We start from the raw sequence: 15,234 nt of genomic DNA, 5'->3' as shown, positions 1-15,234 counted from the left end.
AGGGATAAAACAGGATGTAAAAAAAGACGAGGGAAAGGGGTTATGCGTTCAGTGCCTGTTCGATGTCCGCTATAATGTCATCCGCATTTTCGATTCCTACGGACAGACGGATCAGGTCCGGACGGACACCGGCTTCGATCAACTGCTCGTCTGTCAGCTGCCGGTGCGTATGGCTGGCGGGATGGAGCACACAGGTACGCGCATCGGCCACGTGGGTGACGATGGCGGCCAGTTTCAACGAGTCCATGAACTTGATGGACAACTCGCGTCCGCCTTTCAACCCGAAAGAGATTACACCGCAAGAACCATTCGGCATGTACTTCTGCGCCAGTTCGTAGTATTTATTACCCGGAAGACCGCAATAGTTCACCCAAGCCACCTTATCGTTCTGTGCAAGGTATTCGGCCACCTTCTGTGCATTGCCGCAGTGCTGGGGCATACGCAGGTGCAATGTCTCCAGACCTAAATTCAGCAAGAAGGCATTCTGCGGACTCTGGATACTGCCCAGGTCACGCATCAGTTGAGCAGTTGCCTTAGTCATGTAGGCACCCTTGCCGAAAGCCTTTGTATAAGTCAGTCCGTGATACGATTCATCCGGTGTGCAAAGTCCCGGGAACTTATCGGCATGGGCTTCCCAATCAAAGTTTCCGCTGTCCACGATACAGCCGCCTACGCTGGTGGCGTGTCCGTCCATATACTTGGTGGTAGAGTGCACCACGATATCCGCTCCCCATTCGAACGGACGGCAGTTGATCGGTGTCGGGAAGGTATTATCAACGATCAGGGGCACTCCGTGGCTGTGGGCAATGCGGGCAAACTTCTCAATGTCGAGCACTTCGAGCGACGGATTGGAGATTGTCTCACCAAACAGCGCTTTCGTGTTCGGGCGGAAAGCAGCCGAAATCTCTTCTTCATCGGCATCGGGGCTAACGAATGTGACGTCGATGCCCAGTTTTTTCATTGTCACCCCAAAGAGGTTGAACGTTCCGCCATAGATGGCCGACGAACAGACGAAGTGATCGCCTGCCTGGCAGATATTGAATATGGCATAGAAATTGGCAGCCTGGCCGCTGGAAGTCAGCATGGCTCCCACACCTCCTTCAAGGGCGGCAATCTTGGCAGCTACGGCATCGTTCGTCGGATTTTGCAGGCGGGTATAGAAGTAACCGCTCTCTTCAAGATCGAACAGACGGGCCATCTGCTCACTGGTTTCGTATTTAAAAGTAGTACTTTGATAGATGGGCAGCACGCGCGGCTCGCCCTTTTTCGGAGTCCATCCTGCTTGTACACACAGGGTTTCGGGCTTGAATTGTTTTGCCATAATGTTATTGAGTTTACGATTATATTGCCTTAAAAAAGTTATATCGACGCAAAAGTAGAGAAAATTATTGGTTTAAAAGGCTATCTTTGCGGGCGAAAAAGCAAAAATTCACCATAGAAGTCAAACAATTAGGTACAGCAGCCAAGCCTGCATCTTTTATACGTAGCAATATGAAAAGGAAACTCTGTCTTCTCCTGTTCTTCTGTTCCTTATTTACTGCCCCTGCTTTATGGGCACAGCAGAAAGCCACTCCTAAATCCGGTGAGGGAATCTCTTCCTTCCTCCTGCGCCACAACCGTGCTCCAAAGAAATATTATGATGACTTTATCGAACTCAACAAAACCCGATTAGGCAAAAGCAGAACTCTGAAGATGGGTGTCACTTATCTGATTCCTCCCGTCAAAAAGGCATCGGACACCACCCCTGAGAAAGAATCCGAAACGGGGTCTGCACACCGGTCCAAACGTACGGAAGTCAACGAACCGCTGTTCGGGAAATGGCTGGCTAATGTCAAGGTAACCTCCGACCGCCTTGCCGGTGCCTGTTTCTATGTGGTCAGCGGACACGGCGGCCCCGACCCCGGTGCCATAGGCCGTGTTGGTAAACACGAACTTCACGAAGACGAATATGCCTATGACATCGCCCTGCGCCTGGCACGCAACCTGATGCAGGAAGGTGCCGAGGTACGCATCATCATTCAGGATGCCAAAGACGGTATCCGCGACGAGGCCTACCTGTCCAACAGCAAACGGGAAACCTGCATGGGCTCTCCCATCCCTCTGAACCAGGTACAACGCCTTCAGCAGCGTTGCGATAAAATCAACACCCTCTACCGGAAGGATCGCAAGAAATTCAAGTACTGCCGGGCCATCTTCATCCATGTAGACAGCCGCAGCAAAGGCACCCAAACCGACGTCTTTTTCTATCACTCCAACCGCAAGGCCGAAAGCAAACGTCTCGCCAGGAATATGAAAGCAACTTTCGAATCCAAATACGGCAAGCACCAGCCCAACCGTGGCTTCTCGGGCACCGTAAGCGGACGCAACCTGTATGTTCTGGCACACACCACACCCGCCTCTGTATTCGTTGAACTGGGTAACATCCAGAATACTCTCGACCAGCGTCGTCTGGTGATCCCTTCCAATCGGCAGGCACTTGCCAAATGGTTGATGGAAGGGTTTATAAAGGACTATAAATAAAGCCGAGTCTCTTGTTTTTCTGAAAGATTACAAAAGGATGTGAACACAGCAGGAACAGATAACCGGAATGAGCTGATTAATCCTATATTTGTCTCCGGATGTAAAGTAAAACTTCTAAAGTCATTCTTATGGATCAGCTATCTTTTGTAGAATCATTCCGGACTTCTCCTTTCATTCTCACCGAAGGCGCTATTGTAGAACGTTTGCGTCACGAATTCCAGATCCCGTTGGACAAACATATCGTCCATGCCGCCCTGATTTACAATGACTCTTACCGTGAGATACTGGCGGAAATCTATCGCCAGTATGTGCAAATTGCCGCAGACTTCCGCCTGCCGCTAATGCTGATGACTCCTACCCGCAGAGCCAATATGGAACAAATCGCAGAATCGGACTACCGGCATAAGAATGTATTGGCAGATAACGTATCTTTCCTTTCCAGGTTCCGCACCGGAACTTCCATTCCGGTTTACATCGGTGGGTTAGCCGGATGCCGCGGCGACGCGTACGACGGACGTTATTGCCTGTCCGTTGAAGAAGCGATGGAATTTCATTTTCCGGCAGTCCGCACGATGGCGGAGTCAGGAGTAGACTATCTGTTTGCCGGCATCATGCCTCAGCTGACAGAAGCCATCGGAATGGCGAATGCCATGGCGGCAACCGGGTTACCTTATATTATCAGTTTTATGGTATGCCGTGACGGACGCCTGATAGACGGAACCTTTATCCATGACGCCATTGATGCTATCGAAAAGGAGACTTCCACCCGGCCTCTATGTTATATGGCCAACTGTATACACCCCGATATCCTGCATCAGGCATTGCTCCATCCCCGGAATGACACTCCTCTGGTGCGTCAGCGCTTCCAAGGTATCCAGGCCAATGCGGCCAACCTCAGTCCGGAAGAACTGAACGGGTGTGAGCATCTGATTTCCTCTCCACCGGAAGAACTGGCAGACAGGCTGATGACACTTTTGTGGGATTTCCCGCTAAAAATCTGCGGGGGCTGCTGCGGCACTAACCAGCAACATATGCGTCGTTTTGCCGAAATGCTGGCTTGCCGCCGTGACAAGATGGGGCGATAATGATCCGTACCGGGCCTGCAATACCCCCATCATTCCTTCCTTCTACGGTTCAGATACCTCCGCAACAGGGTAGGTGTAAAGCAAAACACTAACTGAGCCTTGCTCCATTTATAACATTGCTGAAAAACAAGCATGCCAATAGTAATGAACAAAGCGGCACCTATGGCAGCCTGCAAAGGTAACCAACGTATTCCTTCCTGTGGGATAATCAACGGTATCAGTGCCAACGCACCGGCAGGAGCAAAATACTTTCCGGTCCATTCGAAGATGGCAAACAAACAACAGATGACAGACAAGGCGACAATCGTTTCAGGCAAATGCAAATAAGAGTGTCCGACGATCTGAAAGGCAGTACCCAGACTGGCTCCGGTCACCAAAAACAGAAACACCTGCATGGGACGGTTTCTGAAGCCCGCTTTAGAATTGACAATCTCGGTAAAGGTGACAATCAACGGAGGAATAATGAAATAAGCATATCCGCAGAAAAGCGAAAAGGCAGCGACCAGAGAAACAAAAAATAGCAAAGCTCCCCAACGACAACTCTCTTTTTTCCACTCACGCTCCGGTACGGCATAATTGGTTTCTTTACGCAAACCAGCTTTTTCCATAAGTCTCTGCCCGCTGACAAGAATCACGGTAAGGAAAAATACGGCTGTCGGATAGATCCATGTCTCAGTATGCAGCAACACAGGCAGCATGCAAGCCGAAATCAATGGGATCAATGTGGTCCGGCTGAACATCAGGCAACAGGCAGCAAAGGTAAAAGCCATACATAAATTGCAGAGCAACGGCAAAGGAGAATAACGCACGATACAAACTCCTGCAACGGCTCCTGCCGTCATCATCCATATCATTTGCCAACGCCTGACTTTCCAAACTCTCTTATCAATCACCCACATACCTATAGTGAGTGCTGCCATCTCCGGAAAAATAATTTCTTTCTCCCCTGCCCATTCCGCCAGACCTACCATCAGAATAACCATGAAGGCAGAGAAGACGTATCTGATCTTTTTCGCTTTGTCCATAATGAAGTCTAATAAAGAACCGCAAAGATAGTGATTTTCAGAGTTAACGGTTGCAGACATAGTAAATTAACCGTAAATCCCGACCTCTATGTAATCATAATCCTCTCTTTTTTGTTACTATCTCTAAGTTTAACATCAAATCCTTATTATTATGTCCGATTTCATCCGAAAGCCGTCCGATAAGCTGACGAGCAATGAACGTAAAGAGTTAGATACTTCTGAGTTCGGTATTCCTGAGTTGAGGGAGTTTCCTATCCATGACGCTGCGCATGTACGTGCGGCAGAAACTTATTTCAGGTATGCACCCGAAGAATATAAAGCGCAATTGGCACGGAATATTCTCGCCAAAGCACACCTGTTCGGGGTGAATGTAAAGAGTCCGACCATTCTGGAATGGGCGGAGAAATGACAGGAGACAACAGAGATTTGGGTATTAAAGAATGATAAGCAGTAGAAGCAGGAGATTTAAAAAGCAAGAGAGCTTAAATTAAAAAGGTAATAGGGCTAAAAGACAGCCAATCCTTAAAAAGACAGCAAGATTTAAAAAAGACAGTAAAATTTTAAAAGGGCTAAAAAGCAATAGGTTACGAATAAGCAAAGAGAATCCCGAATTATTTTCTATTTTTGTATTCGTAATGCTAATTCACTAATAAAAACTGCTGTATATGAGCTTCTCGGGATTTGTTTTTGATATGATCAGGCGCAATAAGGAAAACAGGGATCTGCTTACTTTGCGCCGGGAACGGATGAAGGACCTCCAAGGTAAAATGTACCGGAAAGGAACGCTTCAGAATCCGAATATTACTGTTGAGGAGCTGGAAAAGATAGAAAAAGCCACCCGGGAAAAAGAAAAGGCGGAAACGCAATACTATCTCCGCTCCACACTGATCTTTCTGGCTGTGTTGGCAGTACTGGCACTCCTGCTCTGGTGGATCTTTTAACAGTCGCATGGGACAAATGGTCCGGCATCGGTTACAATCCACCGTATCATATTCCCGCTTGGTTTTACCATAAGTATTTTTCCGGCAAGTAACTTTCTTATTTCTTCTTTCATATCCTTTGTGCGGGGAGCAGGGTTTGTTTTATGGATGTATTCTTGTTGTACGGCACAAAAGTAAAGAAGTTCTTTCGAATCACGGATTTATTTGTACTTTTGTTGCACCTTGACTTTACAAAGCACAAAAGAAATGGAAATCAGAAAGTTAGCTCAATCAGAAAAAAGGATGGCGATGGACCTTGCCTGGGAAGTATTTATCGAATTTGAAGGACCGGACTATCCGCAGGAAGGGACAGATCATTTCCGAAGTTTTATCGACAACACAGAAATGGTGGGAGAAATGGAAGTATACGGTGCTTTCGATGGCAACATACTTGCGGGAATGATCGCTCTCCGCAGTTCCGGCAGTCACATTTCCCTCTTTTTTGTGCGCAAAACGTATCAGCAGCGAGGCATCGGCAAGCGGCTGTTCGAGACTGCGATACGAAGCGGGCACGCAGAGACGATTACCGTCAACTCTTCTCCCTATGCCGTCGGGATTTATCACAAGCTGGGCTTCACCGCCGTCACCGGAGAGAAAACCGAGAACGGCATCCGGTTTACACCTATGGAATACAAATCAGAACTAAAATCATGAACGCAAAAACTTATCCACGTACCAATGACTCCCAGACAATCTATCTGAATACGGTCATCCGGAATCCTAACATCACGGTTGGGGACTATACCATATATAACGATTTTGTCAACGACCCTACCCTGTTCGAAAAGAACAATGTGCTGTATCACTACCCGATCAACGGAGACCGCCTGATAATCGGCAAGTTTTGTTCCATCGCCTGTGGAGCTAAGTTCCTTTTCAACAGTGCTAACCACAGTCTGAAATCATTGTCGGGCTACACCTTTCCCCTCTTCTTCGAGGAGTGGAATTTGGACAAGAAAGATGTCGCTTCCGCCTGGGACAACAAGGGGGACATCGTCATCGGCAACGATGTCTGGATCGGTTACGAAGCCGTCATCATGGCAGGCGTACACATCGGAGACGGAGCCATCATCGCTTCCCGGGCAGTCGTAACCAAAGACGTGCCTCCTTATACAATTGTAGGCGGCACTCCGGCAAAAGAAATACGTCCGCGTTTCGACCGGGAGACCATCCTCCGGTTGCAAAGCTTACGATGGTGGGACTGGGAAGTTGAGAAGATCCGCCAAGCCCTACCTGCCATTATGAAAGGAGATATAGAGGGGCTTGCGGCTGTGGCCGGATAATGCTTAGAGATCATAAAAGAAAGAAAAAGAAACAGTATCCAGACGGCACACGAACTTATAAAAAGAAGTATCATTACTAAACTTTCCCAACATCGGAAAAACAACTATAAAATATAAATGTTAGTTTGAATACAGCATATAAAAGAATAAAATGAAAACAGTATTTATCCTTATCTCCATGCTTTTCCCTGTCGCAGTTATGGCACAGAAAAGCGTAAAAATATCCGATGATATCAGTATCACCCAACTCTCGGACAAAGTGTACACTTATGTATCCCTCGCCGAAATCGAAGGATGGGGTATGGTACCTTCCAACGGAATGATTGTTATCAACAACCATCAGGCAGCGTTGCTGGACACACCGATCAATGACGCACAAACGGAAACGCTGGTCAACTGGGTAGCGGACTCTTTGCATGCCAAAGTCACCACGTTTATCCCGAACCACTGGCACGGCGATTGTATTGGCGGACTGGGTTACCTGCAAAAGAAAGGTGTCCAATCATATGCAAACCAGATGACGATAGACCTCGCCAAGGAAAAAGGGTTGCCCGTACCGGAACATGGATTCACCGATTCACTGACCGTCAGCTTGGACGGCATGCCTCTCCAATGTTATTATTTAGGAGGCGGACATGCGACCGACAATATCGTGGTTTGGCTGCCGACAGAGAATATCCTTTTTGGCGGATGTATGCTTAAAGACAACCAGGCGACAAGCATCGGCAACATCTCGGACGCGGACGTGACGGCATGGCCGAAAACTCTCGATAAGGTAAAAGCCAAGTTCCCCTCGGCCCGCTACGTCGTGCCCGGACATGGCGACTATGGCGGAACCGAACTGATAGAGCATACCAAGCAGATCGTGAACCAATATATAGAAAGCACTTCAAAGCCATAGCCCGAATTGTAGGCATCTACCCGGTATTCCATGAACGAAGAGGCGAGAACTTTTATCCCGTCCACAGAATGTAACGCCGGCCACAAACGAGACATAAAAATATCAATTGAACAACACAACAGATCCTTGTTTCATCTACGGCGTAGCACGGTTAAGTCTTTTTTTATCAATTGTTAAGCGTTTCTTCCCGATTATTAGCGATCTTTGCCATCAAAAAACAAACGATATGAATTGGATTATCCTAACGATTGCCGGATGCTTTGAGGTGCTGTTCACTTTCTGCATGGGGAAAGTGAAAGAAACAACCGGAACGGAAATGTACCTGTGGTTCACCGGATTCCTGATCGCAACTTTTATAAGTATGCTACTACTGGTGAAAGCCACCCAGAATCTGCCCATCGGCACAGCTTATGCCGTGTGGACAGGGATAGGCGCTGTGGGTACGGTGCTCGTAGGTATCCTTGTGTTCAGGGAACCCGCCAGTTTTTGGAGGCTCTTCTTTATAGTGATGCTGATCAGTTCAATAATCGGGCTGAAGATGGTTTCGCATTGAGGGGGAAGTTCATCCCCTCAGCACCTCCGGCAATTCCGCCAGCGAACGGATCATCAGATACTCCTTCCCCGACGGATGAATCTCCTCGTGTTTCCACATCGCCTCAGCCGGTACGTGGATGGCCTGCCCACCCAATGACAGTACCGGGAGCACATCCGATTTCAACGAATTGCCCACCATCAGGAAGGATTGCGGAGCGACGTCCAGTGAAGAGATCAACCGCTGATAATCCTCCGGTGCTTTGTCGGTCATAATCTCCGTATGGTCAAAGTAATGGGCAATGCCCGAACGCTGTAGTTTCCGTTCCTGATCGAGCAGATCGCCTTTGGTTGCCACGACCAGTTTATAATCGTCTTTCAAGGTTTCGAGCGCTTCCGTCACCCCGCCGAGCAGACGGATGGGCATCTCCAACAGCTCTTTTCCCATCTCCACAATGCGTCCGATCACTTCGGCCGGCACCCGGTTGCGGCTGATCGTCACGGCTGCCTCCACCATCGAAAGGGTAAACGGCTTAGCGCCATATTTATAGATATCCATATTCTCCATCTCTATGTCGAACAGGCGGGAGGAGACCTCTTCCGCCGTTCCATATTCACTCAGCAACCGGCAGAACTCACTCTCCACCTCGTCGTAAAACACCTGGTTGTCCCATAACGTATCGTCCGCATCGAATGCGATCACTTTTATCTCCTGCATGTCTCTCTTTTTTTTAATCCCTGCAAAAATACGCTTATAAAACGAATAAACGGTCAAAGGCTTGCATTTCTCCCCACATTTAACGAATATTGCAACCGAACTTATGAATAACCTCTTAACGAGAAAGACATGACTTATACACACTTCGGAAAGCAGGCGGATGTGCTGAAACATCTCCTTTTATGTGAACTGCTACGCATCGAAAAGCCGCAGGTCTACGTAGAAACCAATGCTGCCTGCGCGCAATACGCCTTGGAAAGAACGCCCGAACAGGAGTACGGCATCTACCACTTTCTGAAGAAAGCCGGAGCCGCAGAAAAAGAATGTATGCCCGAGCGTGCTGAATACCATCACCCCAAAGGGGCGCTCCGCCGATCGGCCTATTATCAGCAGGAGAGCGAAGCAATGCAGGCAAACCGCTACATCGGCTCACCCGGACTGGCAATGAATATCTTAGGAGATACGGCACGCTATATTTTCTTCGATATCGAATCGGCTCCCTTGGAGAACGTAAGCCAGTATGCCGCCACAAAAGGATTGAAAGAATGCATAACCTTGTTCAATCGTGATTCCATCGAGGGGACTCTTGAACTGCTTTCTTCCCTCCCCGCATCATCGTTCCTCCACATCGATCCTTACGAGATAGACAAACCCGGCAGAAACGACCGTACTTATCTGGATGTGTTCATAGAAGCAGCCAAGGCAGGGATGCGATGTTTCCTTTGGTACGGCTACATAACGTTGAAGGATAAACGGCATCTGGAGGAATTAATCGCCCAAAGCTTACCGGAAGCGAATATCAGAAACGCGACGGGAGTAGAACTGACCCTGAAGATGATAAAGGAAGACATCGCAGAGAGCAACCCGGGCGTATTGGGGAGCGGCGTTTTAGGAGCGAACCTGTCTGAAGAATCGAATGCGGTAATCCAAAAATATGCCGCATGGCTGGAAGAGATCTACAAAGACGCAAAGTACAAGAATCTGGATGGATCGGTGTATCTGACCCAACGATAAACAATCGGATTCATACCCGCATCGCTCCGGACGCTAAGAGCGATGAACCGGATATATACCTTTCCGGCCTGTCTTCAATTATCTTGTGCCAATTTCGAGAACCAACCCCTACCTCTTTTGTTATTACCGCATTATCTTAGATGTTTAATTTCTAAATAGTAAATTCTAATGTGTGATAACCTAAAACAACAGAAGTATGAAAAAGTTAATGTTTGCTGTAATAGCTTGCGCGATGGCCCTGTCGGGCTGCTCCTCGGAGGATGACTGCACCACCGTAAATCCCCAGCCTGAAGAAAATGCCACGGAGATCAAATTAAATGCCGGCATCCTGGGCGTGGCAACCCGTGCACCGGTGTCGACGAATGATAACATTACAGCCTCGTTCGTGGCATCCACCACCGATGGAGACTATACGACGAACGCATGGAACTCTACCGTGACATTCGTAGCCTCCCCCACACCGACGTCTGCGCTCTCTTTCAGTCCGGCACGTTATTACCCGGTGAATAGTTCGACCATCTATATCAAAGGTTACTATCCGGCAGGGACACTCGCAGGAAAGAGCGTGACACTCGCAGCCGACGGAACAGAGGATGTGATGATCACCGCCCAGGCTTCCGGAACAAAAGCGACTGCCACCCCCTTGTCGTTCATCTTCAACCACCTGCTGACGCAATTGCAGTTCAAGTTCGTATCCGGCACGGGATATCCCGCATCGGGCGTCAACGTGACCAGCCTCGTAATCAAACAACAGAAGGCACCTGCCACGTTGAATACGGCCGCCATGACGTACACCACCAAAGATCTTACGCTTTCGGGAACCTTCCCCATCACAACGGCCGGGGCAACGGTAAGCAATTATCCGATGGTGAAAAGCGGTGAAGCCCTGTCAGTTGTCGTTACCACAAACGACGGAGTGACCTATCCCGAAACTACCATCTCCATAACCACCGAGGCCGGAAAGTCGCACCTGATTACGCTGACCTTCACGCCTAAAGAAATCACAGCCGCCATCAGCGTAACAGCCTGGCAGGTAGGAGGACAAGGATCATCCTCGTTACAGTAATATACTTTCATAATACGCAGATTGCACAGTATAAGGTTTACGCAGGAGACTGTGGAACATGCCTGAACGGTACAGCCAAAGCCTTGCAGGATATAGGAATCTACGCAAGTGACTGTGAAGTTTACTTATCTGCGCAATCTGTGCCACGCCAAAAAAGAAAGGACGATGAAACGGGCTATCCTCACTCTGATGGGTTGGATGCTGCTCTCGCAAGGGTGCAGCTACGGAGTAGCAGACGACTGTCTGCCACCTGAAGAACCCGTGCCCATACGGATGGCAATCGCGGAAGAAAAACTGCCCACACGGGCACCTGTCACCACGATAGACGCTTCCAACCTGTCGAGTGTCGGCATTTACGCAGTCAGGGAAGGAAGTACTGCCGGGCAATATCCCTGGACACCCACTCCTTTCGCCTTAAACCTGACACCCAGTGGCATCAGCGGCAACCAGATCTCCTTCAATCCCAAGCTTTATTATCCGTTGGGAGGAAAGCGGGTCATCTTCTACGGTTACTATCCCCGCACAACGGCAACCACCGGCAACAATTACATCATCGCACCGGACAACGGCATCGCCCCCACCTACCATTTCACACTGACAGGAGCGGAGGATGTGATGTATGCCGTCAGCACTCCCACGGGAAGCACCAGCACTTCGCCCGTCAGCCTCACGTTCAACCATGTGCTGACCCAGCTCCGGCTGAACACTTCCCTTCTGGGTTCGCTGTCCAGCATCAAACTGGTAGGGGTATCCAATAAAGGAACGCTTAACATCGGCAGCGGAGGTGTCACTTATGACAGCTCCGTAACAGACATTGCACTGACTATTCCTCTATTGGGGTCAGTGACCGATGCCGTGATGGTTCCTGCCGGCGTGGCAAGTTATAAGGTGGAAGTCGTCCTATTGCTTTCGCTGCTAAAACGGACGTACCTGGTGAAGCCCACTTCCGGCACTTTCCAGCCGGGAGTGATTTATACGATTAGTCTGTAAGAAGCAGAGCAACCCTAAAAGGAAGTTTGCGTTTCATTCTCCAAGACTTTTTATATCCCAACGATTAGAATCCAATTCACCATAGAGTAACACGGAATCTCACAGAGTTTTAACCAATATAGTCAAGCAAGAGAAAGAAAGCCTCTATGTACCCTGTGGGGAGTCAAGCAATACGATTTCACAACAGAAGGCACAGAATTCTAATTTACTACTTATCCGGATATGTAAGAAAGAAAAGTTTCTTTGTGAGACTCTATGTTACTCTGTGGTAAAAAAAGTTCAGAACAACCCTGAAAAGAAGTCAGTCCTTCATTCTCCAAAGCTTTTTGTGTCCTTTTCATTACGAGAAGAGCAACGACAGAAAGTTAGCCTCCTGCTCCCCGTCTTCGGAGTTGTGGATACAACCGTTTTCCGCCAGCAAGTCGCGATACATCAGGCAGAGCCGCATAGGTGAATGATAAGGTTCATACGTACTGGCGGGAAGTTGTGATACCGTATGCAACGCATCGGCCATCTTCATAGCCGCCCGTTTACTCTCCTGTATCTGTCGGAAGCACTCTTCCCGTTCTTCCCGGCTTCCGGCATTCACCATCCGCGACGCAAGCTCTTCCATCGCCTGAAGAGGTCCCCGAAGTTCCCGGCTGACATGGGAAAAAAAAGCGGAACGCAACCGATCCGCCTGTTCGGTACGTTCTTTCCCGATATGCAGTCGATTCATCTCCATCACCTGTGCGGTAATATTCTTGACATATCCTTTGAGGTAATAAAACCCGTTGCCGAGCGGTTGGCAGGTCACGACATGATTTTCGAGATAGAAGTCCTCTCCATTACCATGCACCTTATAGCGAATACCCTCCTGAGGAGGACGTCCGGCATGGAGGGCAGCCATAAATTGAGTGACTATTTGTGCATCTTCCCCATTCATCAGTTTCAGATAATCCAATGGATCCACATACTGCAATTCGTCGTGCCGGTGTATCGTATCGGCAAATCCAATGTAACGCAATTTCCCCGTTTCGGTACTGTACGTCCACATACCGACCCCTGCCACTTTCAGCATTTCCAGTAATACCTTCTCCCTAAAAAGGGCATCAAGGCTCTCTTTCCGATGTTTTTTCGTCATTCCGTAATGATTATGAATAAGATGGTTTTGAGTTGTTTTATAATTAAATCTATTATATAGGTCTATTATCCGATCAATTGCATAGTACTACATCTGGAAGATGTTTGCTGGATTACAACAATTGGGAAAAGAAAAAGTTCGGCATATATTAAGTTAAAAGCATCCTATAAAAAGAATGGGTGTGTGTCGAAACTCACCACAGAATGACACAGAGTGAATTTCAAGTCATTAATTATCCATATTGATAATCTGTGAAAATCCGTGCAATCTGTGGTGAAAAGACTTTCGACACAGCCCCATCCGTTCTTTACTTTAAGAGAGTATCACTTATCCCGGTATTTACAGCAACCGGGCAAGGTATCATAAACAGCCTTATCGGCTTTGTATTTATCGGTATCATGACCAACTTTAGCAATAGCTTTGGCTACGGCATCTGCAGAGGTTTTAGATGGATCAAACTGTAAGTGAATCATTTGTTTTTCCTGATTCCAGTATGCGGTCCGGACACCGGGAACACGTTTAGCAGCTGTTTCAATACGCTCCTTGCACATACCGCAGGAACCATGAACAGTGAACATAGTATGCTCATTGTTCTGAGAGCCGGCATGACTGTCATGCGTACCAGACATATTATGTCCTCCATGTCCGACCATCGGAGCAGTACCCGAACCGTTCTCATTCATCATGGAGCGTTTGCCCTCAAGCTGCGCACTGGCATCAATAGAGAAAACTCCGTTAGTAACAATCTCTTCACCATCAGAAAGTCCATCGAGAACCACATAAGCTCCACCAAGGGAAGGACCAAGAGTTATCTCACGCATCAGGAAGGTGGGAATATCCGTACCAGGCTGACGTACATAGACCACAGCACGCTTACCAGTCCAGAGAATGGCAGTTTGGGGAACAATAATCTGATCTTTATAACCTTTCAAAGGGGCAGAAACCCGGGCAGTGGCATACATTTCAGGTTTCATCTCCTGAGCGGAATTAGCTACATCCACGCGAACACGGGCAGTACGGGTGGTAGCATTGATGATAGGATCTATGAAGGAGATGCGACCGGAAAACTTCTTACCGGGAAAAGCAGAAAGAGTGAATTCCACGAGGTCCCCCTTGGTAAGGAACGGAAGGTCTGCCTCAAAAGCATCGAAAACAGCCCATACATGGGAGAGATTAGCTATGTCAAAAAGTACACTGCCTTGTGAAACATAGTCCCCCTGATTGATACGCTTGGCTATGACGATACCACTCGTATTAGATTTGATTTCTACCATAGGAGATGCCTGACCGGAATCGCGGATGGCATCGATCTGGGCATCTGTCAGATTCCAAAGACGAAGTTTCTCACGCGCAGCCTGCACAAGGGCAGGTTGCTGCATGTGGATGGCCTCAAGTAATTCCTGCTGGGCAGTAAATAACTCAGGCGAATAGAGAGTTGCAAGGGTTTGTCCTGCACGTACAGTCTCACCGGTAAACTCAATATTAAGTCGCTCGATACGCCCGCCAACATAAGCAGTCTGTGACTGAAGACTACGTTCGTCAGGAATAATCTTACCGTACAAACGAACCTGTTTCACAGGATTACTCCGGCTGACACGGGTGGTCTGGACATCAGCAAGTGCCATAGCTTCTTCGGACATCCGAATGGCATTGGGATCGATAGCGTCATCACTTCCGGAGGCTACATTCTTCTTGAGAGGGATCAGATCCATACCGCAGATAGGACATTTACCCGGTTTATCCTGACGGATCTGAGGATGCATGGAACAGGTCCAGACAGCGGATTCGTCCTGTACAAGGTCATGGGATGATCCGTGAGTGTCGTGAATAGGAGGTTCAGACAGTATCCCTTCGGTAGTTCCCGATGAAGAGGAAGGACTGAACAAAAGCCACCCCAAGATAAAGCCGGCAAAGGCTATCAATGGATAAAGTACTTGCTTTTTACGAAGAATATCTGATATCTTTTTCATATGGTTATCGTTTTTAGTGGTTCTATAT

General features: G+C 48.2%; 16 protein-coding genes. 11 read left to right on the top strand and 5 right to left on the bottom strand.

The window, feature by feature from the left end; translation table 11 throughout:
* Positions 1–40 precede the first annotated feature (40 nt).
* On the bottom strand, positions 41–1,321 hold the full coding sequence (locus tag QK890_RS11350; protein WP_005782776.1) for an O-acetylhomoserine aminocarboxypropyltransferase/cysteine synthase family protein: 1,281 nt from the start codon (positions 1,319–1,321) through the stop codon (positions 41–43).
* Positions 1,322–1,491: 170 nt separating this feature from the next.
* On the opposite strand from QK890_RS11350, the gene QK890_RS11345 reads away from it, so the two are divergent.
* Positions 1,492–2,520 (top strand): N-acetylmuramoyl-L-alanine amidase, encoded by a 1,029-nt coding sequence (locus tag QK890_RS11345; RefSeq protein WP_032537684.1) that lies wholly within the window; start codon positions 1,492–1,494, stop codon positions 2,518–2,520.
* Between the two features lie 128 nt (positions 2,521–2,648).
* Positions 2,649–3,605: a homocysteine S-methyltransferase family protein gene (locus QK890_RS11340; RefSeq protein WP_367627341.1), complete on the top strand. Its 957-nt coding sequence runs from the start codon at positions 2,649–2,651 to the stop codon at positions 3,603–3,605.
* Between the two features lie 29 nt (positions 3,606–3,634).
* On the opposite strand, the gene QK890_RS11335 is transcribed toward QK890_RS11340, so the two are convergent.
* Complete coding sequence (locus QK890_RS11335) at positions 3,635–4,630, bottom strand: HPP family protein (RefSeq protein WP_122143131.1); 996 nt, start codon at positions 4,628–4,630, stop codon at positions 3,635–3,637.
* A gap of 151 nt (positions 4,631–4,781) precedes the next feature.
* Between QK890_RS11335 and QK890_RS11330 the strand changes: the two genes are divergently transcribed.
* From QK890_RS11330 to QK890_RS11305, 6 genes are all read left to right on the top strand, one after another.
* The gene (locus QK890_RS11330; protein ID WP_032539509.1) at positions 4,782–5,039 is read left to right on the top strand and encodes a hypothetical protein; all 258 of its coding nucleotides are present in this window, start codon (positions 4,782–4,784) and stop codon (positions 5,037–5,039) included.
* 256 nt (positions 5,040–5,295) lie between these two features.
* The gene (locus tag QK890_RS11325; protein ID WP_005780965.1) at positions 5,296–5,571 is read left to right on the top strand and encodes a hypothetical protein; all 276 of its coding nucleotides are present in this window, start codon (positions 5,296–5,298) and stop codon (positions 5,569–5,571) included.
* A gap of 246 nt (positions 5,572–5,817) precedes the next feature.
* Positions 5,818–6,264 carry a GNAT family N-acetyltransferase gene (locus tag QK890_RS11320; protein ID WP_032539510.1) on the top strand — a complete coding sequence of 149 codons (447 nt, stop codon included), beginning with the start codon at positions 5,818–5,820 and terminating at the stop codon, positions 6,262–6,264.
* Positions 6,261–6,893 (top strand): CatB-related O-acetyltransferase, encoded by a 633-nt coding sequence (locus QK890_RS11315; RefSeq protein WP_220575980.1) that lies wholly within the window; start codon positions 6,261–6,263, stop codon positions 6,891–6,893. Before QK890_RS11320 ends, QK890_RS11315 begins: the two co-directional genes overlap by 4 nt.
* 151 nt (positions 6,894–7,044) lie before the next feature.
* Positions 7,045–7,794 carry a subclass B1 metallo-beta-lactamase CfiA2 gene (locus QK890_RS11310; protein ID WP_015083750.1) on the top strand — a complete coding sequence of 250 codons (750 nt, stop codon included), beginning with the start codon at positions 7,045–7,047 and terminating at the stop codon, positions 7,792–7,794.
* Positions 7,795–8,020: 226 nt separating this feature from the next.
* Positions 8,021–8,347 carry a multidrug efflux SMR transporter gene (locus QK890_RS11305; protein WP_005780971.1) on the top strand — a complete coding sequence of 109 codons (327 nt, stop codon included), beginning with the start codon at positions 8,021–8,023 and terminating at the stop codon, positions 8,345–8,347.
* A 9-nt stretch (positions 8,348–8,356) separates the two neighbouring features.
* Here the strand turns inward: QK890_RS11305 and QK890_RS11300 are convergent, their stop codons facing one another.
* The gene (locus QK890_RS11300; RefSeq protein WP_015083751.1) at positions 8,357–9,043 is read right to left on the bottom strand and encodes an HAD family hydrolase; all 687 of its coding nucleotides are present in this window, start codon (positions 9,041–9,043) and stop codon (positions 8,357–8,359) included.
* 129 nt (positions 9,044–9,172) lie between these two features.
* On the opposite strand from QK890_RS11300, the gene QK890_RS11295 reads away from it, so the two are divergent.
* The 3 genes from QK890_RS11295 to QK890_RS11285 all read left to right on the top strand — a co-directional run bounded on the left by QK890_RS11295 (position 9,173) and on the right by QK890_RS11285 (position 12,113).
* Positions 9,173–10,057, top strand: coding sequence for a hypothetical protein (locus tag QK890_RS11295; protein ID WP_015083752.1), 885 nt, complete (start codon positions 9,173–9,175; stop codon positions 10,055–10,057).
* 196 nt (positions 10,058–10,253) lie between these two features.
* Positions 10,254–11,123, top strand: coding sequence for a fimbrillin family protein (locus QK890_RS11290; protein WP_367627340.1), 870 nt, complete (start codon positions 10,254–10,256; stop codon positions 11,121–11,123).
* A gap of 165 nt (positions 11,124–11,288) precedes the next feature.
* The gene (locus QK890_RS11285) at positions 11,289–12,113 is read left to right on the top strand and encodes a fimbrillin family protein (RefSeq protein WP_005808068.1); all 825 of its coding nucleotides are present in this window, start codon (positions 11,289–11,291) and stop codon (positions 12,111–12,113) included.
* Between the two features lie 340 nt (positions 12,114–12,453).
* Here the strand turns inward: QK890_RS11285 and QK890_RS11280 are convergent, their stop codons facing one another.
* Together QK890_RS11280 and QK890_RS11275 are read right to left on the bottom strand one after the other, a co-directional pair.
* The gene (locus tag QK890_RS11280) at positions 12,454–13,236 is read right to left on the bottom strand and encodes a hypothetical protein (RefSeq protein ID WP_005780981.1); all 783 of its coding nucleotides are present in this window, start codon (positions 13,234–13,236) and stop codon (positions 12,454–12,456) included.
* A gap of 323 nt (positions 13,237–13,559) precedes the next feature.
* Complete coding sequence (locus tag QK890_RS11275) at positions 13,560–15,206, bottom strand: efflux RND transporter periplasmic adaptor subunit (protein ID WP_032531624.1); 1,647 nt, start codon at positions 15,204–15,206, stop codon at positions 13,560–13,562.
* Positions 15,207–15,234: the final 28 nt, after the last annotated feature.

This window comes from Bacteroides sp. NGMCC 1.200775, assembly GCF_040798045.1.
GTDB lineage: Bacteria > Bacteroidota > Bacteroidia > Bacteroidales > Bacteroidaceae > Bacteroides > Bacteroides hominis.
The sequence above is the reverse complement of the archived record's forward strand: the minus strand, read 5'-3'. Positions and strand labels throughout refer to the sequence as shown.